Here is a 22,943-nt window from a genome sequence, read left to right on the forward strand (position 1 = left end):
GGAATCACCGGGTCTTTCGAGGATTGGATGAAAATCGCGAGCGGGATAGCGCGGGGGCGGGTGCGCCTTCAAGTCCGCGTACCCGTGCAGGGCTGACCTTGACGGCGCGCGGCGTCATGCCGCCGACGCGTTTGACGGCTTCTACCATCAGGACACCGCCGAAGCCGGGAAACAGCTTGCCGCCGATCGCTTCCCACACATCCGAGCCGCGCGGGCCACAGCACCAGGAAAACGGCGGCGCAAACAGCGTGCGCGTCCAGTGGGTCACTTCGAACATGCCTTCGCCGAGCAGCGCGCCGAGTTGCCGCCGCGACCACGGGCGGCCATGGCCGAACGGGGTTGCGTCGGTTCGTGCCCAGAGCCCGGACCGGTTGGCAACCGCGAAGACAACCCGGCCCTCCGGGGCAGTGACGCGCCAGACCTCGCGCAGCAAGGCCTGGGGCGATTCGGCGTCCTCCAGCGCATGCAGGGCGATGACGCGGTCGAATTGCGCGTCCGCGAAGGGCAGGCGGACCTCTTCGGTCAGGGCGGTGCGCGACTTGCCCGCCGGCGGCCAGATCACCGCGCCCTGGCTGGCCGGCATGGCGGCCACCATGCGCCGTGCGCCCTGCGGCAGGCCATCGAGCAAAGGCGTGGCAAAGCCGAGACCCAGCACGTCGAGCCCGGTAAAGGACGGCCACAGCGCGCCGATCCGGTTCAGCATCAGCCGTTCGGCGGCCTGTCCGCGCCGCGTGGCGTAGAAGCGGTCAAGTTCGACGGCGTCCTGTCGCATGTCCTGTCCAATCGGGCGGTGGCCCTTCTGCGCGGCGATGCTAGGTTGGGCGGTGACACGCGCAACCGGAGCCTTCTACCTATGGCGTCTCTGCTCGTCCGGCAATTTCCCTGCCTGCAGGACAATTACGGTTTTCTCGTTCACGACCCCGAAACCGGCGAGACGGCGAGCATCGACACGCCTGATGCGCCGCGCATCAAGGCCGAGGCCGACAAGGCCGGGTGGACGATCACCCAGATCTGGAACACCCATCACCATTGGGACCACGCCGGCGGTAACGCCGCGCTGAAGGAGATGACCGGCGCACGCATCGTCGCGCCGTCCTATGACCGGGCGCGGATCGAGGGCATCAATGTCGAGGTGTCCGACGGCGACACGGTAGCGCTGGGGTCGAAGACGGCGCGGGTCTTCTACACGCCCGGCCACACGCTCGGTCATGTCGTCTACTGGTTCGAGGAGGACGCGGTGGCCTTCGTCGGCGACACCCTGTTCGCGCTCGGGTGCGGCCGCCTGTTCGAAGGCAGTCCCGAACAGATGTGGTCCAGCCTGTCGCGGCTCGCCGCCCTGCCGGAGAAGACCGCCGTCTACTGTGCGCACGAGTACACACAGTCCAATGCGCGTTTCGCACTTTCGGTCGAGCCGGATCATGCCGGGCTCAAGACCTATGCCGGCGAGGTCGAGGCGCTGCGCGCGCGCGGCGAACCGACCGTGCCGACCACGATCGGGCGCGAAAAGGCCGCCAACCCCTTCCTGCGCGCTGCCGACCCGGATCTACGCCGGGCACTGAACATGCCCGCAGCGAGCGACGCCGAAGTCTTCGCAGAAGTGCGCCGCCGCAAGGACAATTTCTGAAGGGACCCCATGACCGCCGACGAGATCATCGAGCTTTTAGAGCTCGAACCGCACCCGGAAGGCGGGGCGTTTCGTGAAACCTTCCGCGACCGCGGCGGCGATGATGGCCGCGCCCGCTCCACGGCGATCTACTTCCTGCTGCGAAAGGGCCAGCGCTCGGCCTGGCACACCGTCGACGCGATCGAGATGTGGCACTGGTATGCTGGCGCGCCGATGACGCTGTGGATCTCCGAAGACGGCCGGTCGGTCAGCGAAATCGACCTTGGCAACGACCTCGCGGCCGGCCAGCGCCCGCAGGGCATCGTGCCGGAAGGCGCATGGCAGTCCGCGGAAAGCCGGGGCGACTGGACACTCGTCGGCTGCACCGTTGCGCCGGGTTTCGAATTTTCGGGGTTCACGCTGGCCGAGCCGGGCTGGGAGCCGGGCCCACAACCGGGTTGAATGTCAGCTCGACTGGGTCTCGCCCGCGATGATGTGGGCGATCCGTTCCGAGGACGGGCGGCCGGCAAACCCGCCATCGGGATCGATCTCGACGATCAATTCGGTGCCGGAATAGCGGACATCGGCGGTCTCGCCGACCACGAAGCGGACGAGCACCAGGCCATTGGCCGCCGTTTCGTCGCGCAAGCGTGCCTTGCGAATACCCGTCACCGTCAGGTCGATCGCCTCGAACATCACGGCCAGGCCGTCGCGCGGTGCGGCGCCATAGTCGACCTGGACGCCGTGTCCCAGTTCGTCGCGCAGCGCGCTGGCGGCCCAGCGGATACGTTCGGTGACTTCCTCGACTGTGCGGCTGCCCATGCGCAGCGGACCGGCCGGTTCCCAGGCGTCGGCGATGACGCCGGACGGCACGTCCGGGGGGTAGAGCGTCGCGCCGCCGAACGTGTTCACCCGCAGGATTTCGAATCCCCAGTCTGTGACCAGCGACGTTTCGCCGCCGGCGGCACGCCGGGCGGACAGCACCATGACTTCCGTGGAATCCGTCCAGCGGAACAGGATGCCGCTGCCCGAGCGGTCGAGCACGAATCCGCCCTCACCGTCCGCGCGCTCGAATCGCGAGACGGAGGCCACCTCGGAGCGGCGGTTGCCGAGCCGGTCGCGTATGGCGTTGCTCTGCTCGCTGGCGCTCGCGGCGACGGTCGCGAAACCGGCGGCGAACACGAGCAGGGCGCGAAGAAGACGTCCTGTCATGACTTCGCGGTCTGACCCGGTATCAGGGCGCTTTTTTGGCAGCTTGATGAACGGCGCAGTTTTGGACGGGACCGTGTCTTTTCGGCCAGCCGCAAACGACTAGCCGCACATGTACTGGCCGCCATTGGCGGACAGTGTCGCCCCGGTGATGAAGCCGGCGTCCTCGCTGCACAGGAAGGCGACCGCCTTGCCGATCTCGTCCGCCTTGCCGAGACGGTTCACCGGAATGCCGGCAATGATCTGGTCGAGCACGTTCTGCGGCACCGCCGCGACCATGTCGGTATCGATATAGCCGGGCGCAACGCAGTTGACGGTGATGCCCTTGCGGGCGGTTTCCTGGGCCAGCGCCTTGGTAAAGCCGATCACGCCGGCCTTGGCGGCGGAATAATTCACCTGACCCATCTGGCCCTTCTGGCCATTGATCGAGGAAATGTTGACGATCCGGCCCCAGCCGCGCTCGCGCATCCCGTCGATCACCGGACGCGACATGTTGAACAGCGAGGTGAGATCGACGCGGATCACGTCATTCCAGGCTTCCGGCGTCATCTTGTGGAACATGCCGTCGCGGGTGATGCCGGCATTGTTCACGACGATGTCGATGCCGCCGCCGAGCGTGTCCTCGGCTTCCTTCAGACCGGCCGCGCAGGCGTCAAAATCGCCGACATCCCACTTCAGCGCCGCGATCCCGGTCTGGTCGGTGAAAGCCTTGGCGGCTTCGGCATTGCCGGCGAAATTGGCGACCACGTCGTGACCGGCCTGTTTCAGCGCGATCGAAATCGCTGCCCCGATCCCCCGCGTACCACCCGTCACAACTGCCCTGCGCGCCATTGAAAACTCCCGGTTTGCTGCACCTTTTGCTGCGCCGCGATGTCTTCGCGCTTGCAGCAACAGTGTTTGATCGCGATGATCGTTAATGAAGCAGGCGCGATGTCTTGTCGAGACGATCCGTTTCGATTCTGGCGAACCCCGCTATGCAAAAAGGAAAGGGAAGGGCGCTGCCATGAGCAAGTCCGGAACCAAGGGCGATACCATCGTCATCAAGAAGTATGCGAACCGCCGCCTCTACGACACCTCGACCAGCCGCTATGTCACCCTCGATCACCTGCGCGAACTGGTGAAGCAGGACGCCGAATTCGTCGTCCTCGACGCCAAGTCCGGAGACGACCTGACCCGCGGCGTACTGGCCCAGATCATCTTCGAGGAGGAGGCCAATGGCGCGAACATGCTGCCGCTGCCCTTCCTCAGGCAGTTGATCAGCTATTACGGCGACGCGCTGGAAGCGGTGGTGCCGAACTACCTGCAGATGACGATGAACAATTTCGCCGAGGAGCAGGAGCGTCTGCGCGAGAACTTCCTCGAGGCGATGGGCTCGCCCGGCACCATGATGCAGATGATGGAAGGCCAGACCCGCCGGAATATCGAAATCTTCCAGCAGGCGATGCGCATGTTCACGCCCTTCCCCGACGGCATGCCCGCAGCAGGCACCATGCCGGAACCGGAAGCCCGCCCGGCCGCGTCCGCCGAAAAGTCCGAACTCGAGAGCCTGAAGCAGGAACTCGAGGCGATGCGCTCGAAGATCGACAAGCTGGCCGGCAGCTAGGGTACCGGACGCGCGTCTAGGTTTCGTCACCCAGACCTTTCAGTATGAGCGGCTTGCCTCCCGGAAATGCGACACTCAACTCCAGTCGCCCGCCCATGGCCTCAATCGTCTCGCGCAGCGTCGATATCAGCAGATCGCTTCTCTTTTCCATCTCGGCGATGGTCGCTTGCTTCTTGCCGAGACGCTCGGCGAGCTGCGTCTGGGTCAGGCTCCGGGCTTCCCGAAGTGCGCGAAGCGTGACGTAGTCGGCTTCAAGCGCTTCAGCGCGGTCCTTGATCCGGGCCAGCCGATCAGGAGACAGGCCGGCGAGTTTTTCGTCGAGCGAGACGCCCATCATTCTCTCCTCTTTCCTTCAACATGGTCAGAAAACCGCGCATCCGCTGTCGCGATAAGCGATTTGTAGAACCGTTTTTCGTTTGCGCCGCGCTTGTCTCCAGCGACGAGCAGGATCGCGTCACGATCCGGGTCAAACGCGAATGCCAATCTCCACACGCCGCCTTCCGCTGAAAACCGAAGCTCCTTCATGTTCGGATGCTTCGATCCTTTCATCGTGTCGCAATAGGGACGGCCGAGTTCCGGACCGTGCGACTGCAGCAGAAGCGCCCGTGACAGGATCTCATCCTGCACCGCCTCCGAAAGTGAATTGAATTCCGGATCGAAGGCGCGGTGAAAGCGGACCTTCCAGCGCATGTGAATATTATAGGCCCAAGCCTATATCGGTTCAAGAATTATCGTACCAAGCCTGTTTTCGGCCCGTCCCAAATCGTTACGCAAATCTTAACGATCCCGGTCCCGATGGCCGGGATCGTGCCGTTTCCGGTGCGATTCCGTGTGTTTTCGGGGGTTAACGACCCCTTAACAACTGGCATCCCGATTGCGACATCGGGGTCATGACACAGATTCGTGGCCTTCTCTCCTACGTCCCGACCACCGGTGGTTCCCGTGTTCCGCCGGTCGATACGGTCACGAATGACAATGAGCACCACACCCGGAAAGCGCCGACCCACCTCTCCCTGGTACGAACCGGCGGCCGTCCCGCCCCGGTTCCGGCGCTTTCCGGCGAGCTCCTTGTCTCACTGTCGGCGCTGCCGCGCCGCCGCGGCCTGAAGGCCGATCCCAGCGAGCGCAGCCGCTATGCCCGGGCCTATGCCCAGCCGGCCGCCGATACGGCAACGCCGCCCCCGGTTCGGGAGCGGCGCGCGTGATGGGCACTATGACCCGGACGATCACCCTGAAGCGGCTGGCGCTGGCGATAGACGCCACCGTGGCCGCAGGGCTGCTACTGTTTCTGCTCTAGGCACCACCGTCGCCGACCGCGAGGTCGCGGCGAGAGGCCACGATCGTCACGACGAAACCGGCCATCACGTCGATCAGCGTCATCATCATCAGGATGAAGAAGGTCGACGTCGCGAAACGCCCGACCAGCAGGAAGAGCGCCAGCGCGATGACGAAGATAACCATCGACAGCGCGTGATTGATGATCGTCGTCGCGCCGGTGCCGGCCGATTCCATGAATTCGATGAACAGGAAGATCAGGCCGAGGACGAGGAGCAGGTCCCCGGTCCGAAGGCCCCAGCCGTCCGGCGTCGACATCATCGGGATCGTGAACAGCACATGGTCCATCGACCCCGTGCCCGCGATGAAGGCCACGATCGCATAAATGATGATCGGAACGATCATCTTCGGAAAGATATTGAACACGTTTCCACCCCCTGATTGGCGCCCGCCGGAAGTATTCCCCTGCCGTTCGCGAGCGCGGCGAGCGGCCATCATGCCCAGGAAGAACCCTGAATCTCCGGTGTTCGCCATTGGTTACCCCTACACTTCGTCTGACCCGCGCGGATTCCTGGCCCGCGCGTTGAGCCAGATCATTCCTATCATGTCTGCAAGTGAGGCGAAAAGCCGACCGAAATTCGTGTACTTCGATTTTCCCGCCCCGCGTGGCCGGTGACCCACATCGCGGAACTCGCACCGGAAGCCCTCGCGCTTCATCAGCGCGGGCAGGAAACGGTGCTGGTGATCGAAGAAGGGCAATAGCAGATAAGCCTGACGGTCGAAGGCCTTGAGTCCGCATCCCGTGTCGTCGGCATCGTCGTTCAGGAGGCGCTTCCGGACCCCGTTTCCGACCCGCGAAGCCAGCTTCTTCCACGCCGAATCCTGGCGTTTCGCCCGGCGTCCGCCGACCAGTTTCAGATCCTCCGGCGCATCCGCCCGGGTCAGCGCATCGACCAGGGTGGGAATGTCGGCGGGTGGATTCTGCCCGTCGCCATCCAGCGTCACGATCGTCTTGCCGCGCGCATGCAGGATGCCGGTACGCACCGAACGCGACTGCCCGGCATTGTGCCGGTGGGCGATGACGCGCAGCGTCGGCATTTCGCTCTTCGCCGCGACCAGTTCGGCGCGGGTCGTGTCGGTGGAGCAATCGTCGACGAAAATCATTTCATAGTCGCGGCCGTCCATCGCGGAGGCGATCTCGCGCGCGAGATTGGCGGCATTGCCGGCCTCGTTATAGGCGGGCACGACGACGGAGATGTCGGGAGCGTTGGTCGTCACGGTCTTCAATCCTTGCGGGCTTGCGGCAGCCGGTTCCGCGTTACATACCCGGTTTCGGCAGGTGTGCGAGTGTATTTCCTGCAGGACGAGGAAGGCGGACCCGCAAATGCAGCACTGGATCCAAGGCTGGCGCGCCCCGGCGATTGTCTGCGTGATCGCGGCAATCTGTGCACTGGCGGGCGTCTTCACCCTGCCGCCGCTCGACCGCGACGAATCCCGCTTCGCCCAGGCGACGGCCCAGATGCTGGAAACCGGCGATCTCGTCCGCATCGAGTTTCAGGACGAGCCGCGCCACAAGAAGCCGGTCGGCATCCACTGGCTTCAGGCCGCCGTGGTTGCGGTGATTTCGGATGCCGGTGCGCGCGATATCTGGACCTATCGCATCCCCTCCGTGCTCGGCGTGATGCTCGCCGCCTTCGCGACCTTCTGGGGTGGACAACGCGTGGTCGGGCGCGAGGCCGCCTTCGCTGGCGCAGCCCTGTTCGCCGCGACCGTGCTGCTCGGCATCGAGGGCGGGATTGCCAAGACCGACGCCATGCTGTGCGGGCTGACGACGCTTGCCATCGCCGCACTGGCGCATTTGAGGACGGGCGGCGGGCGCAAATCCGCATTGATTTTCTGGCTCGCGATCGGCGGCGGCATCCTGATCAAGGGTCCGGTCACCCCCATGGTCGCGGGCCTCACGATCATTGCCCTGCTCGTTTGGGAGCGGAAGGCGAACTGGCTGAAACCGCTCGCCTGGTGGCCCGGCCCGCTGCTCGCCATTGCGATTGCCGCACCCTGGCTGGTCGCCGTCCAGCTCGCGACCGACGGGGCCTTCCTGCGCGAGGCGATGGGCGAGGATCTGGGGCCGAAACTGGTCTCCGGCCACGAGCGCCATGGCGGCCTGCCCGGCTATCATCTGCTGCTGCTCCCCGCGCTCTTCTTCCCGGCCACGCTGTTCCTGATCCCCGGCATCGCAAAAGGCGTCGCGGCCCTGCGGCAGAAGACGGACTTCGCCCCGGCGGTCCGCTTCCTGCTGGCCTGGGCCGTCCCGACCTGGCTGGTCTTCGAACTCCTGCCGACGAAGCTGCCGCACTATGTTCTGCCCGCCTATCCGGCACTGGCGCTGCTCGCAGGCTGGGCGCTCGTTTCGCTGGGCGACCTCAAGGGCTGGCCGCGCTGGGTCTCGCTGGCGCTGGCGGCATTCGGGGCGATCCTGCTCGCCGCGGTCATCGGCGCCCTGCCGGCAATCTACGGCCCCGGCGCGACGCTCGGCATCATCCTGGCGCTGGTCTTCCTCGCCGTGGCGATCGGGGCGCTGGTCGAGGCGGCCCGCCGGCGGGTCCTGACCGCGCTGATCCTGTGCGTCGCGGCGGGCTTCACCTGGCATGTGGCCGCGCGCGGATTGGCGGCCCTGTCGGCGAGCGATGTCCATCTCGCAGACCGCGCCCGAACGGCCATCACCGAGCTTGGCGGGTCGCCGGACTGGCCGGTCTGGTCGACCTATACCGAGCCCAGCCTCGTCTTCTCGCTCGGCACCGACACGCAGCTCGCCGAGTTCGGCGAACTGCCCGGCCTTTTGCCCGATGGCGAAGATCCCTACATCACGATCGAGGACGTCTCCCGGTCCGGTGACGATCTCGCCGCGCTCGAAGCCCTTGATCGCAATGTCTGCGCCTCGCGCGAACTGCCCGGCTTCAACTATTCGAGCGGCGACGAGACCGTGCTGATCGTCCGCCTGCACAACTGCCCGGAGGCCAGCCAATGAGCCGCCCCATCGAAATCGTTGAAGTCGGCCCGCGCGACGGGCTGCAGAATGATCCCGCCCTGATGCCGACCGGCGTGAAGCTGGACTTCATCGGCCGTCTGATCGATGCCGGTGTCCGGCGCATGGAAGTGGCGAGCTTCGTCAATCCGAAACTGGTGCCGGCCATGGCCGATTCCGACGACATCATGGCCCGCGTGCCGCGTGACCGGGGCGTGAAATATATCGGCCTCGCCCTCAATGAGCGCGGCATGCGCCGGGCGCTCGACACCGGATGCGACGAGGTCAATTTCGTGATGGTCGCCTCACAGGGCTTCGGCAAGGCGAACCAGAACGCCACGCCGGAGGAAACCGCCGCCTTGTTCGACCGCATCGCCGTGCTGGCCCATGACGAGAAGGTCCCGGTCTCCGTGACGATCTCGGTCGCGTTCGGCGATCCGTTCGACGGTGAGGTGCCGATCGACCGCGTTGCCATCCTGGCCGGCCGTGCCGCCCGGGCCGGGGCGATGGAAATTGCTCTCGGGGATACGATCGGCGTGGCCAATCCCTGGGATGTCCGCGACCGCGTTGCGGCGGTCCGCGCGGCGGCACCGGACGCCCGTCTGCGGCTGCATTTTCACAACACCCGCAACACCGCGCTGGCGAACATCTATGCCGCGGTCGAAGCCGGCGTCGACGTGATCGACGCGTCCTGCGGCGGCATTGGCGGATGTCCCTTTGCGCCGAAGGCGACGGGCAATGTCGCGACCGAGGATGTCGTCTACATGCTCCACCGCGCCGGGTTCGACACCGGCATCGATCTGGACAGGATGATCGAGACGGCGCGCTGGCTCGAGGCCGAGGGTCTGAAACACCCCATCGCCTCGATGGTCGCCAAGGCTGGCGGTTTTCCTACGCGTCGAGCTTCCTGATCCGGCGGTACCAGCCGTCGATCCAGCCACGCAGCCAGATATAGACCGACCGGGCCACGACGAGGCCGTAGATCACCGGGATCGCCATCAGCGTCAGGACGCGCTGCGGGAAACGATCGTAGAATTTCCAGAAATATCGGCGGAAGCCGTGCGCCTTGTTCCACTCGACGCGGAACAGGCTGGCCTCGCTGGTCGAGCCGTAATGGAGAAGTTCGGCGCGCGGTTCGAACAGGACATGCCCGCGAGCCTCCACAACCCGGCGGCACAGGTCGATGTCCTCGACGTGCAGGAAATAGCCTTCGTCGAACCCGCCGAGCGCGTCGAAATCGTCGCGTCGCATCATCAATGCCGCGCCCGATGTCACCTCGATGCGAATCGGGCCGAGGGGTACCGGGTCGCGCTCGCGGTGGATGTCGTGGAAGGCCCGACCGAACACCGGTTCGAGCCGGTGCAGGCCGAGAAATCCGACCATCGCCGTCCACGGTGTCAGCAGACCGCGCCGCGCACCGCGCTGTTCCTTGCCGTTCTTGTCGAGCAGGCGTGCGCCGACAATCCACGGGCGATGCGCGGTTTCGCCGGTCTCCGCCATCTGACGCGCCACACCCGCCGGAAGCACGGCATCGGGGTTGAGAAAGAAGAGAAAATCGCCGGTCGCGACCTTCGCGCCGATATTGCAGCCCTTCGAGAAGCCGAGATTGGCGCCGGTGTCGATCAGCGTCATCTTCGCATTCTCGCCGGCGCGCGTTTCCAGCGCGGCCATCACGTCGGGCGGGTTGTCGTGATTGACCAGGATGAATTCGTCGACATCGGGAGCGGCCAGCACCGCCTCGACCGCCTCGGCGAGATGCGGCCCCGTCCGCCATGTCACCATGACGACGCTGATCCGGCCCTCCGCCATCAGGCCTGCCTCCGCGCGCCGAGCATGGTGCACCCGCCGATCGCGACGGCGGAACAGGCGATCAGCCATTCCTGCCAGATGCCATAGCTGCCCATGATCAGCACGGTGTGGACCGAGACCACCCAGGCAATCGCGGCGGCCTGCAAACGCGACAGTCGCGGCGCGCCGGCCACCCGTCCGCCGATCATGACGAGCGCGAAGGCCAGCAGCATCGCGCCGAACGCACCGGTCTCGAGCCAGACATTCAGCGCGGCGTTATGCGGATGCAGCGGCAAAAGGTCGAAGCTGAGCCCGCGCACTTCGGCGGGGCCGCCCAGCACACGCGAGGCATCGAGCCCCCAGCCCGTCCACAGCCGTTCGCGCAGCTGTTCCGAGGCATAGCTCCAGATTTCGAGCCGCATCACCCAACTCGTCGGCATGGCATCGATCAGGCTCTGCGGCAGGGCTCCGATCAGGCCGGGCAGGGTCAGCGGGATCACCACGAACATGCCGCCAACCAGGCCGAACAGAGCCGACAATATGCCGCGCGGCTGGAAGTAGGCGAGGGCGGCGACGAACAGCGCAGCAGCGACCGCCACGATATTGATCTCGGTCGCGAATCCGAAGGCCGAGATGACCGCCAGGGCGACAATCACAAGGCCGATCAGCGGCGCGCCCTCCCGCCAGGCCAGAGCGGCCGCTGGTCCGGCGAGCAGGATCAGGAAGGCGGCCCCATGGCCGAGACTCTTGTTCACGAGGTCCTGCAGGTCGGCGCCCGCGGCGGCGCCGCCCTCGACGGCGAGCTTGAACGACATCGTCCCGCCCCCGCCGGTGATGGTTTCCGCGACGAAGAACAGTCCGAGTCCGATCGTGCAGAACAGCAGGGCGGCTTCGACGCGTGTCTTCCACCGCCCCTCCAACTGCGACATGGCGAAGGCGAAGGCGGCATAGCTTGGCACGCCGATCGCCAGCTTCCAGACCTGATCCGGCCGGTCATAGGGCGACCACAGGAAGCTGATGCACGCCCACGCGATGAACAGGCCCGCCGCGATCGCCTCCCACGGGGCTTCCTTTCGGAATTGCCCCATGGCGCGTGCCGGGAAACCCAGCACGCCGGCGAAAAAAGTGAAGCCGCCCACCATCAAGCCGCCGGCAATCCCGCTGATGAAAGCGAGGCCGAACAGCAAAATGGCAATGAGGCCCATGCGGGCCTGCCCCTTCACCATGCGCGTCATGCGTCCTTCGCGGTCTAGCTGCGCTTCAGATCGGGCGGCGTGGCTTCACCGCTCAGCTTGGCGCAGGCGGCATCCAGCGCCATCACTTCCTGGTTGCGGCCTTCCTCGCCGAGGAAGCGCAGGGCGACCGTCTTTTCCTCGGCCTCCTTGCGACCGACCACGGCGATGACAGGCACCTTGGCGAGCGAGTGTTCGCGGACCTTGTAGTTGATCTTCTCATTGCGAAGATCGGCCCGCGCCCGCAGCCCGGCTGCCTTCAGCGCCTTTTCCACCTCGAGCGCATAGCCGTCGGCTTCCGACGTGATCGTGGCGACGACGATCTGCGTCGGTGCCAGCCACATCGGGAATTTGCCGGCATAGTTCTCGATCAGGATGCCGATGAAGCGTTCGAACGACCCCAGGATCGCGCGGTGCAGCATGACCGGACGGTGCTTGGCCCCGTCCTCGCCCGTGAACTCCGCGTCCAGCCGGTCGGGCAGGACGAAGTCCACCTGCAGCGTGCCGCACTGCCAGTCCCGGCCGATCGCATCGCGCAGCACAAATTCCAGCTTCGGCCCGTAGAAGGCGCCTTCGCCGGGATTGAGGATGACCTCCACGCCCGCGGCCGCCGTGGCATCGCGCAGCGCCTTCTCCGCCCGGTCCCACGTCGCGTCGTCGCCGGCGCGCGTTTCGGGGCGGTCGGAAAACTTCACGATGAAATCGTCGAAGCCGAGATCGGCATAGACCGACGTCAGAAGGCCGATGAAGGCCTTCGTCTCGTCCTCGATCTGGTTTTCCAGGCAGAAGATGTGCGCATCGTCCTGAACGAAGCCGCGCACCCGCATCAGCCCGTGCAGCGCACCCGAGGGTTCATAGCGTGAGCAGGAACCGAATTCGGCCATGCGCAGCGGCAGGTCGCGGTAGGAGCGCTGACCCGTACGGAAGATCTGCACGTGGGCGGGGCAGTTCATCGGCTTCAGCGCCAGGACTTCGCCATCCTCCGTCTGGGCCGTGAACATGTTCTCGCCGAACTTCTCCCAGTGGCCGGACTTCTCCCACAGCGTCCGGTCAATCAGCATCGGCGTTTTGACTTCCTGGTAGTTCTCAGCCTGCAGCCGCCGGCGCATGTAGTTCTCCAGCGCCCGGTAGAGCGTCCAGCCCTGGTCGTGCCAGAACACCTGGCCGCGCGCCTCTTCCTGCATGTGGAACAGGCCCATCGACCGGCCGAGCTTGCGGTGGTCGCGCTTCTCGGCCTCCTCGATCCGCTGCAAATGCTCGTGCAACTGGCTCTCATTGGCCCAGGCCGTGCCGTAGATCCGCTGCAGCATGGCGTTGCGGTGATCGCCGCGCCAATAGGCGCCCGCCACCTTCATCAGCTTGAACGCCTTGCCGATCCGGCCCGTGGAGGGCAGGTGCGGCCCGCGGCAAAGATCGATCCAGTCGCCCTGGCGGTAGATCGTGATCTCTTCCGTTTCCGGCAGGTCGCGGATCAGCTCCGCCTTGTACGTCTCGCCGATCGACTCGAAATGCCGGATCGCGTCCTTGCGGTCCCACACCTCGCGCACGAAGGGCAGGTCGCGGTCGACGATATCGGCCATCCGCTTCTCGATCGCCTCGAAATCCTCCGTGGAGAAGGGCTCGTCGCGGGCGAAGTCGTAATAGAAACCGTCCTCGATCGCCGGGCCGATCGTGACCTGCGTGCCGGGGAACAGCTCCTGAACCGCCTGGGCCAGGATGTGCGCCGTGTCGTGGCGGATGATTTCGAGGCCTTCCGGCTGGTCGCGCGTGACCAGCTCGACCTTCGCGTCGCCGGGCAGCGGCCGGACAAGGTCCCAGTCCTTGCCGTTCACGCGGGCAAAGAGCGCCTTCTTGGCGAGGGATTTCGAGATGCCTTCGGCCAGATCCATCGGCGACGCCCCGTCGGGGAGTTCGCGTTTTGCGCCGTCGGGCAGTTGCACTTCAATCATGATCTCGTCTCGTCTCTTGGTCCCGCCTGCGGCGCATCGGGGCGTCGGGGCGGGTCGCGGAATCGCGTTACCGCCCAGAAAGGCACGTCCTTGCGCTCCGCCGGCGCCGGGTCATAGCCATACGTGCCGCCGGGACGGCAACGCAGGACCCGGCCCGCCGCCAGGAAGAAGCCGCGCCACGCCCCCTGAACGCGCACCGAGTCCACCGCATAGTGCGAGCATGAAGGTTCATGCCGGCAGCGGACGCCGAACGCGTAGAAGACGGGCGAGAGCGTCCATTGATAGAGGCGGAGCGCCCCGATCAATATAACGCCGAACGGGCCGGAACCCGTCGCATGCTCCTTCGCCGAACGCATGGTCGTGACTTGCCTTTTAGCGCCGCCTGTTGGCGTGTCCACCGGGCCTTGCCGGTCAGGACCACATACCGGGCGGGAAATTCACTGTACTGGGGTTGGGAATGCCGGTTTCGGGCCGCACGGGGATCCGCGCCGGCGGGCGCGGGCCGCGGGCCCGGTCAAGTGAGCGTGGTTTCGGTCGACGTGTTCAGCGCGATGGCACAGGCCTCCGCCGCCGCCTCGAAGGCGAGGCGGATCGACGCATGGCGCGCTGGATAGCCGCGCGCGGCTTCAAGAACGGACAGCTCGGCGAACCGGCCCGCGGGCGCGTCGGCGCCTTTCAGCATGGCGGCAAGCCCGTCGCGGGCGGCGGCAATCTCGTCCGCCGTCGCGCCGATGGCGTGTTTTGCGAGGACGGCGGCGGACGCCTGCCCCAGCGCGCAGGCCTTCACGTGCAGCGCAATGCCGGAAACGACGCCGCGTTCCAGCGTGATCTCCACCTCCACCTCCGACCCGCACAGCCGCGACACCCGGCGCGCGGAACCGTCCGGCCGGGCGAGCCGGCCGATATGCGGAATGTCCGCCGCGAGACGCAAGATCTCGCTGGAGTAGAGCGCGTCACCCATGTCACCGCTGCATATAGGGGAATTGTGACGAAATCGGAATGGGTGTGTTTCGACGCAGTCGGTCGGACGTTCTTCCCCTCGCCCCCATTTGGGGGTTTCGAGCCGAAGGACGAAAGGCTCCAGTGGAGCCTTTCGCGGCGAGATGGGGTGGCGCGAAGCGCCGGGTGAGGGGGCGCACGCAGACTTCAATTACGGAGCAGAACCCCTCATCCGCCCTGGCGGGCACCTTCTCCCCTTCAAAAGGGGAGAAGGGAGCACTCAATCGTCACCCCGGCGGAAGCCGGGGTCCAGATTGACGGTTGTTCTGGATTCCGGCCTTCGCCGGAATGACGGTTTCGTTTTCAATTCAATAAGCCTTTCCCTCCCCTCAAGTGGGAGGGCAAGAAAGCGCCCGACGAAATCACCCCTTCCGCCAGGTGCTCCCCTCGGGACCGTCCTCGACACTGACGCCCATCGCGGCAAGCTCGCCGCGCAGCGTGTCGGCCAGCGCGAAATCCTTCGACCGCCTTGCATCACCGCGAGCCTCGACCAGCGCGTCGATGGTTTCCCGCTCCTCGGCCGGCAGGTCGGCGACGCCGAACCACGCATCCGGGTCCATTTCGAGAATCCCGATGGCGCGCCCCCCGGCGAGCAATGCCGCAGCGGCGGCTTCCCGGTCCTCATTACTCGCGGCGCGATTGGCCTGACCGGCGAGATCGAACAGCACGGCGAGCGCCTTCGGCGTGTTGAGATCGTCGGCGAGCGCGGCCTCCACCGCCTCGGGCACCTCGGCGGCGGGCTCGGTGCGGATGCGGCGCAGCACGCCGTAAAGCCGGTCGAGCGACTTCATCGTCCGGTCGATCAGCGCGTCGGTCCAATCCAGCGGTGCGCGGTAATGCCCCGTCAGCAGCGCATAGCGCAGTGCCTCGCCCGGCCAGGTCTTGATGAGCTCATGGACGAGTTTCACGTTTCCGAGCGATTTCGACATCTTCTCGGAATCCATCGACAGGAAGCCGTTATGCATCCAGTAGCGGGCCATCGGTGCGCCGCCATGGCTGCACACCGACTGCGCGATCTCGTTTTCGTGGTGCGGGAAGACGAGGTCCTGTCCGCCGCCATGAATGTCGATGGTCTGGCCCAGATGCGCTTCGGCCATCGCCGAGCACTCGATATGCCAGCCGGGGCGGCCGCGCCCCCAGGGGCTGTCCCAGCCCGGCTCGCCATCTTTGGCGGGCTTCCACAGCACGAAATCGGCGGCGTCCTTCTTGTAGGGCGCGACCTCGACCCGCGCCCCGGCGATCATGTCGTCCATGTCGCGCTTCGAAAGCGCGCCATACTTGTCGTAGCTCTTCACCGAGAACAGGACATGACCTTCCGCCGCGTAGGCGTGGCCCTTGGCGATCAGGTCCTCGATCATCGTGACCATCTGCGGGATATGCCCGGTGCAGAGCGGCTCGATCGTCGGCGCCTGCACGCCGAGCGCGCCCATGTCGGCGCGGTAGACATCGGCATAATGCTCGGTGATCTCCGAGATCGGTTTGCCGGTCTTCGCCGACGCCTCGATGATCTTGTCGTCCACATCGGTGATGTTGCGCGCATAGATCACATGGGTCTCGCCGTAGCGCCGCTTCAGGAAGCGGAACAGCGTGTCGAACACCACGGCCGGGCGCGCATTGCCGATATGGGCGTAGGAATAGACCGTCGGGCCGCACACATAGAGCGTCACCCGCTCCGGATTGCCGGGGGTGAAGACCTGCTTCTTGCCGGTCAATGTGTCGTGCAGCCTGATGTCGGTCATGACGATTTCCTGACGGGAATGCTTGGACGCGGCGCGTTCGCGCCCTACATAGCCGGGACGCAGCGATGCGCAAACCGGAAGGACGGCGAAGACAGGCTTCGTGTTCGGACTTTCGATCTGGAAACCGGCACTAACCGTATGAAGGCGGTGTTACCGCCCCAAGCGGACCCGACAACGCAAGGATCTGATGAGCACGATGGATGCCCAAACCCCTGCCAATTCCCGCGATGCGCTCCGCGTCGTGACGTCCAGCAAGACCCGACCGAGCCGCGAACAGGCCGAGGAGGCCGTCCGCACGCTGATCGCCTGGGCCGGCGACGACCCGTCGCGCGAAGGCCTGCTCGACACGCCGAAGCGCGTCGTGAAGGCCTATGAGGAATGGTTCTCCGGCTATCAGGCCGACCCGGCGGAAGAACTTTCCCGCGTGTTCGAGGAGGTCGGCGGCTATGACGATCTCGTTCTGCTGACCAATATCGACGTCGAGAGCCATTGCGAACACCACCTCGCCCCGATCATGGGTGTCGCGCATGTCGCCTATCTGCCGAACGAGACGGTCGTCGGCATCTCCAAGATCGCCCGCGTCGTGGAAATCTTCTCCAAGCGCATGCAGACGCAGGAGACGATGACCGCCCAGATCGCGAATGCGCTGATGGAGGCGATGGGCGCGCGCGGCGTCGCCGTGCTGGTCGATGCCAAGCACCAGTGCATGACGACGCGCGGCGTGCATCACCCGAATGTCTCGACCGTCACCACCACCTTCCTCGGCGAATTCAAGACCAATGAGGAATTGCGCGGCCGCTTCTTGAAGCATATCGAACGCGCGCCTGTGATTCAGCGGTAAATCCATGTCAGACGAGACGGTCCATGACTTCACCGCCACTGGCGAGGACGCCGGCGCGCGGCTGGACCGCTTTCTCGCCGACAAGGCCGCCGACCTCTCGCGCTCGCGCATCAAGGCGCTGATCGAGGCCGGGCAGCTGACCGCGAACGGCACGGTGCTGACCGATCCGTCCGCCAAGGTCGCCGAGGGCGTGACCTATGCCCTGACCGTACCGCCGCCCGAGGCCGCCACACCCGAGCCCGAGGACATCCCGCTCGACATATTGTTCGAGGACGATCACCTGATCGTCGTCAACAAGCCGGCCGGGATGACGGTGCATCCTGCGGCGGGCAACTGGACCGGCACGCTGGTCCACGCCCTCCTGCACCACTGCAAGGGCAGCCTGTCCGGCATTGGCGGCGTGGAACGCCCCGGCATCGTCCACCGCATCGACAAGGACACGTCCGGCATTCTGGTCGTGGCCAAGACCGACAAGGCGCATCAGGGCCTGTCGAAACTGTTCGCGAAACACGACATCGAGCGCGTCTACATCGCCTATGTGCGCGGCGCGCCGAGCCCGCGTGCCGGGACGGTCGACGCCCCGCTCGCCCGCTCCAATGCCGACCGCAAGAAGATGGCGGTGATCAAGGCGCGCGAGGGCGGGCCGGGCAAGGACGCTGTCACGCATTACCGCACGCTCGCCATGTATGGCCGCGACCCGAAAAAGCCGATCGGTCACCCGATCGCCGCGAAGGTGGAATGCACGCTGGAGACCGGCCGCACCCACCAGATCCGCGCCCACATGGCGCATATCGGCTGTCCGCTGCTCGGCGACCCCATGTATGGCCGCGGCCGCGCGCAGGCCCTGCTCAACCTCGATGACGGCCGAGACTTCCGGGATTTCCGCCGCCAGGCGCTGCACGCCGCCGTGCTCGGCTTCGTGCACCCGATCACGAAGGAAGAGCTGCGCTTCGAGGCGGACATCCCGGCGGACATGACCCGCCTCGAAGGCTTTCTGGAAACGCTGTGAGTGATAGGTCTGGGGTCCCCATGAAAATGGGGACCTGAAGCTTGCACCAGGTTTCGAGTTCCCAAGGCCTGTCCCCGTGAAAACGGGGATCGCGGGGAATTCAGGTCTCTCCTCCCTCATCCTGAGGAGCCCGCGACAGCGGGCCTCGAAGGGCGAGGGAGGACTGGACATTCTCGACGCTCCCCGGTTTCGCGGAACGCGAAGACCGGGGTCCATCTGGATCCTGGATCGCGCTCGCGCGCGTCCGGGAAAGGTCGGATAGATTGCACGATCACCCCACCCTGACCCTCCCCTCGAAGGGGAGGGAATAGGTACGGCGCTTATCTCCCTCCCCCTTGGGGGAGGCTTGGGGTGGGGGTGTCTTTTAGGAACGATCACACCACCCCGCTCCCGTCTTGCTTACGCAAGCCGCTCGCGTCCCTCCCCTTCAAGGGGAGGGAGACAACTCAGAGGGACCATCCCCGTGCCAATCCCGCATCACGGTCGCATGACTTTGCCGTGAAACCCTCGCAATCGGGAATGCGTTTCCCTAAATAGCGGTCTCAACGGAGTGGCGGGGGCGCCTCCGGGCCCGCTTTCGCCATCGCGAGGGACAGAATAATGGCCAATGCCGTACCTGCAATGACGCTGTCGCCGGAAGGCGGCCTTTCCCGTTACCTCTCCGAGATCCGGAAATTTCCGATGCTGGAGAAGGACGAGGAATTCATGCTCGCCAAGCGCTGGGCCGAGCACGAGGACCCGCAAGCGGCCGAGCGTCTCGTCACCTCCCATTTGCGTCTCGTCGCGAAGATCGCCATGGGTTATCGCGGCTACGGCCTGCCGATCGCCGAGGTGATTTCCGAAGGCAATGTCGGCCTGATGCAGGCGGTCAAGAAATTCGATCCGGACAAGGGCTTCCGCCTTGCCACCTATGCGATGTGGTGGATCCGCGCCTCGATCCAGGAATACATCCTGCGCTCCTGGTCGCTCGTGAAGATGGGCACCACGGCGGCCCAGAAGAAGCTGTTCTTCAATCTTCGGCGCATGAAATCCAAGATGCAGGCGCTCGAAGAGGGCGATCTGCGTCCCGAACAGGTCGAGGAAATCGCCACCAAGCTCGGTGTGACTGACGACGACGTCATCTCGATGAACCGCCGCCTGTCCGGCCCGGACGCCTCGCTGAACGCGCCGCTTCGCGGTTCGGAAGACGGCGACAGCCAGTGGCAGGACTGGCTCGCCGACGACACCAGCGTCAGCCAGGAAGACGATCTCGCCGAGCATGACGAGTTCGACCAGCGCATGGAGCTGCTCCAGGCCGCGATGGGCGAACTCAACGAGCGTGAGCGCCACATCATTCAGGAGCGCAAGCTGACCGACGAGCCCAAGACGCTCGAGGAACTGGCCGAGGTGTACGGCGTCAGCCGCGAGCGCATCCGCCAGATCGAGGTCCGGGCGTTCGAGAAGCTGCAGGCCGCGATGAAGAAGGCCGCCGCCGGCCGCGGCCTCGTTCCCGAAGAGGCCTGATCGGCTTCATCCTCCCGCTCGACGAAAACCTGCCGCCGTTCTAGGTGTAATGGCGAAGCCATTGCTGTGCGGGGATTGTCTCCATGCGTTTCATCCGTCTCGCCGGCCTCCTCCTGGCCGGCCTTCTCGTCACGTCTGCTGCATCGGCGCAGGAATTGTCAGACGGCTACCGGCGGCTGATCGCCGATGCTGCGATCTATGAGGACGGCGCCAATTTCGACGAGATCGTCGTCATGGTTGCGCGCAATGCCGCGGGCGGAGCGGGCGCGGTGATGGACGCGGTGCGCAGCGTGGCCCCGGACCGGGCCGCGCAGGCCGCCGCCCTGCTCGGGGTCGCAGAAGACGTGACCGTCGCACAGGCCGCCGCCGCTCCTGCGGCACCCGCCGCGCCCGCCTCACCGGCCGCCGCGCCGGCGCACACGCCCAACCATGACTGGACCGGCCGCGTCTCGGCGGGCCTCACCTTCGCCAGCGGCAATTCCGACCAGCAGACCTGGAATCTCGGGCTTCAGCTCGATCGCAATTTCGGCAATGGCTGGTCGCTGGCGAGCCGTCTGAACTACGCCTATGGCGAATCGGCCGGCGTCGTGTCGCAGGACCAGCTGCAAGTCGAGGCGCGCGGCGAACGCGAGATCGGCGACCGCTGGGGTGTCTTCCTCGGCGGGCAATATGACCGCGATGTCCTGTCCAGCTATGACTGGACCGCCTTCGTCTCTGCCGGCCTGACCCGCCATGTGATCAAGCGCGAGCACATGCACTGGACGCTGCGCGCCGGCCCGGGCGTTCGCTATCTCGTGCCGTCGGTCGGTGCGGGAGAGGAGACGCAAGTCGTGCTCGATCTCGGTTCGGACTTCGAATGGCAGATCAGCGACACTTCCACCGTCCATTCCGAGACCACGGTGCTGGCCGCGGAGTCCGCCAAGGTCGAGCACTCCGTCCGCTTCACCACGTCCGTGGCGCAGAACTGGGCGGTCGAGTTCGAATGGCGCTACCGCCACGAATTCGATCCGCTCCCCGGTTTCGAGGAGGGCGATTCCCGGGTCACGGCTTCGCTGGTGAGGGAGTTCTAACTCTCTCGGGAATCCGTCAGGCCGAGCACGAGGCCGAACTGCGCCGCGACATAAGTGACCCAGACAGCCGGGCCGCGCCAGGCGGGGTCGTAGTCCATGAACAGGTCCAGCGCGATCAGCGTGTCGGACAGGACGAAGATCAGCGCCCCCGCCACGGCGATCATCGGCGCGCGCGAGATCAGCGCCAGACAGGCCATCACCACGATGACGCCGTTGTAGATCGTTGCCGGTATACGAAGATCGCCCATGCCGGGCTGCAGCCAGACCAGCAGGGCGATCCCGGTCAGGGCCAGCACCCCCGCTGCGATGTATCCGGGCAGGCCGCGCGTGCCGCGCGCGCGGATGAGGCCAGCGAACAGCACCGCGTAGACGATGTGGGCGAGGCCGAAGGCGGCGATGCCGAACGTCATCTGCGCCTGCTGCAGCGCCAGCATCACGTCGCCGACGGCCGACAGTCCGAGCGCCAGCGCGACCAGGGGAAACCGCTTCAGACCGGCATAGACGGCCAGCAGAACGATGCCGGACGCCTTCAGAGCCGCATTCCACGGATAGGGCAGGCCGAGACCCGTCCCGTCGAACAGGTAGAACGTCGCCAGCAGCAGCGCCGGAACCAGAAGCAGCGTGCCGGTGCGTCCCGGCGTGATCGCGTTGGCCATCCTATTTGCCGATCAGGGGGTCGGGACCGGCCGCGACGCCCGGCTTCACCCCGCCGCGCATCGCGGTCTGGCGGCCCAGCCGTCCAGCGGCGAAATCCTCGAGATACTCGATCCAGTTCTCGCTGCGCGCCGCGATGTAGATGAAGGGCCCATTGGGGTTGCGCCGGAAATTCGAGTCCGTCGCCACGATATACCAGTCGGCGCCGTCGCGGATCATGAAGGGCGACCCGCTGTCGCCGCGCGTCGTGTCGCAATCGTGCGCCATCGTGCCGTCGGCATAGATTTCCGTCATGTGGCAGCGCTCGTTTCCGGACAGGTGCGCGCCAGTGTCCCAGCTATAGCCTGCCTGATAGAGGTCGGTCCGCATCGCGCCGCGATTGCCGAGTGCGTCGACCAGTCCGCGCGCGCCGACAAAGCCGAGTTCACGGCCGAGCGGCGTGTCGATCCGCAGAAGCGCCCAGTCCGTATTGTCGATCTCGTCCGTGCCGGAGAAGCGGGCATGGTCCCAGTCCGGATCGATGAAATAGTCAATGATCCGCGCCGTCCGCGGACCGCCGGGCAGGGCGAAGCCGGTTTCGAACCGGCCGGCGAACTGGACCTGGCCATTGTCGTGGATGCAGTGGCTGGCGGTGATCAGCACGTCCTCGCCGACCAGCGTCGCGGTGCAGGCGCTGCCCCTGTCGAGATGGATTTCGCCCACGACGACCCACGGGAAGACGGCGGTGTTCATGAACACCCGGTCGTCATGGCCGAAGAAGTGGTCGTTGATCGTCATCGGGCGGTCGCGGCCAGCGCAATCGGCGCGGTCGGTGCGTGCCGCACAGCGGCCCGACCCGATGCCGGGCTCTTCGCAAACGCCGTTGAACGCGGTCTCGCAGGCATCGGTGCGGAAGCGCAGTTCGACCACGTCGCCGCAATCGGAAATGTCGGTGCCTTGCGTGCACGCGCCGGTGCCGAAGCCCGGCTCGTCGCACTCGCCATCACTGGCCCAGCGGCAGGAATCGTCCTCGGTCCCGGCCACGATGCGCCAGCAATCGGAATAGTCCGTGCCCTGCTGGCAGGCGCCCGTCCCGTAGCGCGGATCGTCGCATTCGCCGTCATTGGCCCAGCGGCAGCTGTCATCTCCGGTAAAGCCGGACGGGCTGGCCGGACCGGTTCCCATGCCCGGCTTGACCTGCAGCGTGTGCAGATAGCGGCCGATATCGCGCGAACTCATCCGCTCGGGCGCGTCCGCATGGGCCCCCCCTGACAGCAGGGCTGCAACAAGGGCGAGGCTTGCCAGTATCCGCATCAATCCGTCTCCTGTCCCTCGATGCCTGTTTAGCCGCGCAATCGGGGCGGGTCCATGACCCGAACGGGGGAGGTGTGCCGGGAACCGGACCGGACCGGCGGCGTTCATGGGGCTGAACGCTGTGTTCAGGGTGGAGACAGGTGCGCACTGC

General features: G+C 65.8%; 25 protein-coding genes. 10 read left to right on the top strand and 15 right to left on the bottom strand.

The features are described from left to right. Positions 1 to 4: 4 nt before the first annotated feature. Positions 5 to 772, bottom strand: coding sequence for a class I SAM-dependent methyltransferase (locus ACFOOR_RS11300; RefSeq protein ID WP_343164674.1), 768 nt, complete (start codon positions 770 to 772; stop codon positions 5 to 7). Positions 773 to 853: 81 nt separating this feature from the next. Here ACFOOR_RS11300 and gloB point away from each other — a divergent pair, with 81 nt between their 5' ends. Together gloB and ACFOOR_RS11310 are read left to right on the top strand one after the other, a co-directional pair. Further along, entirely contained in the window at positions 854 to 1,624 is a 771-nt protein-coding gene (gloB, locus tag ACFOOR_RS11305) for a hydroxyacylglutathione hydrolase (RefSeq protein WP_343164673.1), read from the top strand. A gap of 9 nt (positions 1,625 to 1,633) precedes the next feature. Further along, positions 1,634 to 2,065 (top strand): cupin domain-containing protein, encoded by a 432-nt coding sequence (locus ACFOOR_RS11310; RefSeq protein ID WP_343164672.1) that lies wholly within the window; start codon positions 1,634 to 1,636, stop codon positions 2,063 to 2,065. 3 nt (positions 2,066 to 2,068) lie between these two features. On the opposite strand, the gene ACFOOR_RS11315 is transcribed toward ACFOOR_RS11310, so the two are convergent. Both ACFOOR_RS11315 and phbB read right to left on the bottom strand, forming a co-directional pair. Further along, entirely contained in the window at positions 2,069 to 2,815 is a 747-nt protein-coding gene (locus ACFOOR_RS11315; RefSeq protein WP_343164671.1) for a DUF4908 domain-containing protein, read from the bottom strand. 99 nt (positions 2,816 to 2,914) lie between these two features. Continuing rightward, positions 2,915 to 3,643 carry an acetoacetyl-CoA reductase gene (gene phbB, locus ACFOOR_RS11320; protein ID WP_343164670.1) on the bottom strand — a complete coding sequence of 243 codons (729 nt, stop codon included), beginning with the start codon at positions 3,641 to 3,643 and terminating at the stop codon, positions 2,915 to 2,917. A 172-nt stretch (positions 3,644 to 3,815) separates the two neighbouring features. Between phbB and phaR the strand changes: the two genes are divergently transcribed. Then, entirely contained in the window at positions 3,816 to 4,415 is a 600-nt protein-coding gene (phaR, locus tag ACFOOR_RS11325) for a polyhydroxyalkanoate synthesis repressor PhaR (protein WP_343164669.1), read from the top strand. A gap of 16 nt (positions 4,416 to 4,431) precedes the next feature. On the opposite strand, the gene ACFOOR_RS11330 is transcribed toward phaR, so the two are convergent. Together ACFOOR_RS11330 and ACFOOR_RS11335 are read right to left on the bottom strand one after the other, a co-directional pair. Then, positions 4,432 to 4,749, bottom strand: a complete 318-nt coding sequence (locus ACFOOR_RS11330) for a helix-turn-helix domain-containing protein (RefSeq protein WP_343164668.1) — start codon at positions 4,747 to 4,749, stop codon at positions 4,432 to 4,434. Further along, positions 4,749 to 5,105, bottom strand: a complete 357-nt coding sequence (locus ACFOOR_RS11335; RefSeq protein ID WP_343164667.1) for a type II toxin-antitoxin system RelE/ParE family toxin — start codon at positions 5,103 to 5,105, stop codon at positions 4,749 to 4,751. Before ACFOOR_RS11335 ends, ACFOOR_RS11330 begins: the two co-directional genes overlap by 1 nt. 200 nt (positions 5,106 to 5,305) lie before the next feature. Here ACFOOR_RS11335 and ACFOOR_RS11340 point away from each other — a divergent pair, with 200 nt between their 5' ends. Next, a complete protein-coding gene (locus ACFOOR_RS11340) occupies positions 5,306 to 5,620 on the top strand; it encodes a hypothetical protein (RefSeq protein ID WP_343164666.1) in 315 nt (104 codons plus the stop codon). A gap of 88 nt (positions 5,621 to 5,708) precedes the next feature. Here ACFOOR_RS11340 and ACFOOR_RS11345 read toward each other — a convergent pair whose 3' ends face one another. Continuing rightward, positions 5,709 to 6,116: a hypothetical protein gene (locus ACFOOR_RS11345; protein WP_343164665.1), complete on the bottom strand. Its 408-nt coding sequence runs from the start codon at positions 6,114 to 6,116 to the stop codon at positions 5,709 to 5,711. A 117-nt stretch (positions 6,117 to 6,233) separates the two neighbouring features. Next, positions 6,234 to 6,968, bottom strand: coding sequence for a glycosyltransferase family 2 protein (locus ACFOOR_RS11350; RefSeq protein WP_343164664.1), 735 nt, complete (start codon positions 6,966 to 6,968; stop codon positions 6,234 to 6,236). Between the two features lie 106 nt (positions 6,969 to 7,074). On the opposite strand from ACFOOR_RS11350, the gene ACFOOR_RS11355 reads away from it, so the two are divergent. Together ACFOOR_RS11355 and ACFOOR_RS11360 are read left to right on the top strand one after the other, a co-directional pair. Continuing rightward, positions 7,075 to 8,718, top strand: coding sequence for an ArnT family glycosyltransferase (locus ACFOOR_RS11355; RefSeq protein ID WP_343164663.1), 1,644 nt, complete (start codon positions 7,075 to 7,077; stop codon positions 8,716 to 8,718). Then, positions 8,715 to 9,626, top strand: a complete 912-nt coding sequence (locus ACFOOR_RS11360) for a hydroxymethylglutaryl-CoA lyase (protein WP_343164662.1) — start codon at positions 8,715 to 8,717, stop codon at positions 9,624 to 9,626. The genes ACFOOR_RS11355 and ACFOOR_RS11360 overlap by 4 nt, the downstream gene beginning before the upstream one ends. On the opposite strand, the gene ACFOOR_RS11365 is transcribed toward ACFOOR_RS11360, so the two are convergent. From ACFOOR_RS11365 to cysS, 6 genes are all read right to left on the bottom strand, one after another. Beyond that, positions 9,607 to 10,524, bottom strand: a complete 918-nt coding sequence (locus ACFOOR_RS11365; RefSeq protein ID WP_343164661.1) for a glycosyltransferase family 2 protein — start codon at positions 10,522 to 10,524, stop codon at positions 9,607 to 9,609. The genes ACFOOR_RS11360 and ACFOOR_RS11365 overlap by 20 nt on opposite strands. After that, positions 10,524 to 11,738, bottom strand: coding sequence for an O-antigen ligase family protein (locus tag ACFOOR_RS11370; RefSeq protein WP_343164660.1), 1,215 nt, complete (start codon positions 11,736 to 11,738; stop codon positions 10,524 to 10,526). The genes ACFOOR_RS11365 and ACFOOR_RS11370 overlap by 1 nt, the downstream gene beginning before the upstream one ends. 14 nt (positions 11,739 to 11,752) lie before the next feature. Further along, complete coding sequence (gene thrS, locus ACFOOR_RS11375) at positions 11,753 to 13,684, bottom strand: threonine--tRNA ligase (protein WP_343164659.1); 1,932 nt, start codon at positions 13,682 to 13,684, stop codon at positions 11,753 to 11,755. Next, positions 13,681 to 14,040 (bottom strand): membrane protein insertion efficiency factor YidD, encoded by a 360-nt coding sequence (gene yidD / locus ACFOOR_RS11380; RefSeq protein ID WP_343164658.1) that lies wholly within the window; start codon positions 14,038 to 14,040, stop codon positions 13,681 to 13,683. The genes thrS and yidD overlap by 4 nt, the downstream gene beginning before the upstream one ends. 158 nt (positions 14,041 to 14,198) lie before the next feature. Continuing rightward, a complete protein-coding gene (locus ACFOOR_RS11385; RefSeq protein WP_343164657.1) occupies positions 14,199 to 14,645 on the bottom strand; it encodes an iron-sulfur cluster assembly scaffold protein in 447 nt (148 codons plus the stop codon). Between the two features lie 400 nt (positions 14,646 to 15,045). Further along, positions 15,046 to 16,422 carry a cysteine--tRNA ligase gene (gene cysS / locus ACFOOR_RS11390; protein ID WP_343164656.1) on the bottom strand — a complete coding sequence of 459 codons (1,377 nt, stop codon included), beginning with the start codon at positions 16,420 to 16,422 and terminating at the stop codon, positions 15,046 to 15,048. A 196-nt stretch (positions 16,423 to 16,618) separates the two neighbouring features. Here cysS and folE point away from each other — a divergent pair, with 196 nt between their 5' ends. From folE to ACFOOR_RS11410, 4 genes are all read left to right on the top strand, one after another. Next, on the top strand, positions 16,619 to 17,263 hold the full coding sequence (folE, locus tag ACFOOR_RS11395; RefSeq protein ID WP_343164814.1) for a GTP cyclohydrolase I FolE: 645 nt from the start codon (positions 16,619 to 16,621) through the stop codon (positions 17,261 to 17,263). A 4-nt stretch (positions 17,264 to 17,267) separates the two neighbouring features. Further along, complete coding sequence (locus ACFOOR_RS11400; RefSeq protein WP_343164655.1) at positions 17,268 to 18,272, top strand: RluA family pseudouridine synthase; 1,005 nt, start codon at positions 17,268 to 17,270, stop codon at positions 18,270 to 18,272. Between the two features lie 600 nt (positions 18,273 to 18,872). After that, entirely contained in the window at positions 18,873 to 19,775 is a 903-nt protein-coding gene (rpoH, locus tag ACFOOR_RS11405) for an RNA polymerase sigma factor RpoH (RefSeq protein WP_236955723.1), read from the top strand. 83 nt (positions 19,776 to 19,858) lie between these two features. Beyond that, on the top strand, positions 19,859 to 20,845 hold the full coding sequence (locus ACFOOR_RS11410; protein WP_343164654.1) for a DUF481 domain-containing protein: 987 nt from the start codon (positions 19,859 to 19,861) through the stop codon (positions 20,843 to 20,845). Here the strand turns inward: ACFOOR_RS11410 and ACFOOR_RS11415 are convergent. Beyond that, the gene (locus ACFOOR_RS11415; RefSeq protein WP_343164653.1) at positions 20,842 to 21,501 is read right to left on the bottom strand and encodes a lysoplasmalogenase; all 660 of its coding nucleotides are present in this window, start codon (positions 21,499 to 21,501) and stop codon (positions 20,842 to 20,844) included. The two genes, ACFOOR_RS11410 and ACFOOR_RS11415, sit on opposite strands and share 4 nt — an antisense overlap. 1 nt (position 21,502) lies before the next feature. After that, complete coding sequence (locus tag ACFOOR_RS11420; RefSeq protein ID WP_343164652.1) at positions 21,503 to 22,792, bottom strand: trypsin-like serine peptidase; 1,290 nt, start codon at positions 22,790 to 22,792, stop codon at positions 21,503 to 21,505. Positions 22,793 to 22,943: the final 151 nt, after the last annotated feature.

The sequence above is a fragment of the Hyphobacterium vulgare genome (genome assembly GCF_042643335.1).
Taxonomy (GTDB): domain Bacteria; phylum Pseudomonadota; class Alphaproteobacteria; order Caulobacterales; family Maricaulaceae; genus Hyphobacterium; species Hyphobacterium vulgare.

Coding starts and splice junctions, on each gene's coding strand:
- phaR (WP_343164669.1), top strand. CDS start 3,816: ATGAGCAAGTCCGGAACCAAGGGCGATACCATCGTCATCAAGAAGTAT.
- ACFOOR_RS11310 (WP_343164672.1), top strand. CDS start 1,634: ATGACCGCCGACGAGATCATCGAGCTTTTAGAGCTCGAACCGCACCCG.
- ACFOOR_RS11410 (WP_343164654.1), top strand. CDS start 19,859: ATGCGTTTCATCCGTCTCGCCGGCCTCCTCCTGGCCGGCCTTCTCGTC.
- ACFOOR_RS11355 (WP_343164663.1), top strand. CDS start 7,075: ATGCAGCACTGGATCCAAGGCTGGCGCGCCCCGGCGATTGTCTGCGTG.
- ACFOOR_RS11360 (WP_343164662.1), top strand. CDS start 8,715: ATGAGCCGCCCCATCGAAATCGTTGAAGTCGGCCCGCGCGACGGGCTG.
- ACFOOR_RS11340 (WP_343164666.1), top strand. CDS start 5,306: ATGACACAGATTCGTGGCCTTCTCTCCTACGTCCCGACCACCGGTGGT.
- phbB (WP_343164670.1), bottom strand. CDS start 3,643: ATGGCGCGCAGGGCAGTTGTGACGGGTGGTACGCGGGGGATCGGGGCA.
- ACFOOR_RS11335 (WP_343164667.1), bottom strand. CDS start 5,105: ATGCGCTGGAAGGTCCGCTTTCACCGCGCCTTCGATCCGGAATTCAAT.
- ACFOOR_RS11370 (WP_343164660.1), bottom strand. CDS start 11,738: ATGACGCGCATGGTGAAGGGGCAGGCCCGCATGGGCCTCATTGCCATT.
- ACFOOR_RS11330 (WP_343164668.1), bottom strand. CDS start 4,749: ATGGGCGTCTCGCTCGACGAAAAACTCGCCGGCCTGTCTCCTGATCGG.
- gloB (WP_343164673.1), top strand. CDS start 854: ATGGCGTCTCTGCTCGTCCGGCAATTTCCCTGCCTGCAGGACAATTAC.
- ACFOOR_RS11420 (WP_343164652.1), bottom strand. CDS start 22,792: ATGCGGATACTGGCAAGCCTCGCCCTTGTTGCAGCCCTGCTGTCAGGG.
- yidD (WP_343164658.1), bottom strand. CDS start 14,040: ATGCGTTCGGCGAAGGAGCATGCGACGGGTTCCGGCCCGTTCGGCGTT.
- ACFOOR_RS11385 (WP_343164657.1), bottom strand. CDS start 14,645: ATGGGTGACGCGCTCTACTCCAGCGAGATCTTGCGTCTCGCGGCGGAC.
- ACFOOR_RS11400 (WP_343164655.1), top strand. CDS start 17,268: ATGTCAGACGAGACGGTCCATGACTTCACCGCCACTGGCGAGGACGCC.
- thrS (WP_343164659.1), bottom strand. CDS start 13,684: ATGATTGAAGTGCAACTGCCCGACGGCGCAAAACGCGAACTCCCCGAC.
- cysS (WP_343164656.1), bottom strand. CDS start 16,422: ATGACCGACATCAGGCTGCACGACACATTGACCGGCAAGAAGCAGGTC.
- ACFOOR_RS11365 (WP_343164661.1), bottom strand. CDS start 10,524: ATGGCGGAGGGCCGGATCAGCGTCGTCATGGTGACATGGCGGACGGGG.
- rpoH (WP_236955723.1), top strand. CDS start 18,873: ATGGCCAATGCCGTACCTGCAATGACGCTGTCGCCGGAAGGCGGCCTT.
- ACFOOR_RS11415 (WP_343164653.1), bottom strand. CDS start 21,501: ATGGCCAACGCGATCACGCCGGGACGCACCGGCACGCTGCTTCTGGTT.
- ACFOOR_RS11300 (WP_343164674.1), bottom strand. CDS start 772: ATGCGACAGGACGCCGTCGAACTTGACCGCTTCTACGCCACGCGGCGC.
- folE (WP_343164814.1), top strand. CDS start 16,619: ATGGATGCCCAAACCCCTGCCAATTCCCGCGATGCGCTCCGCGTCGTG.
- ACFOOR_RS11315 (WP_343164671.1), bottom strand. CDS start 2,815: ATGACAGGACGTCTTCTTCGCGCCCTGCTCGTGTTCGCCGCCGGTTTC.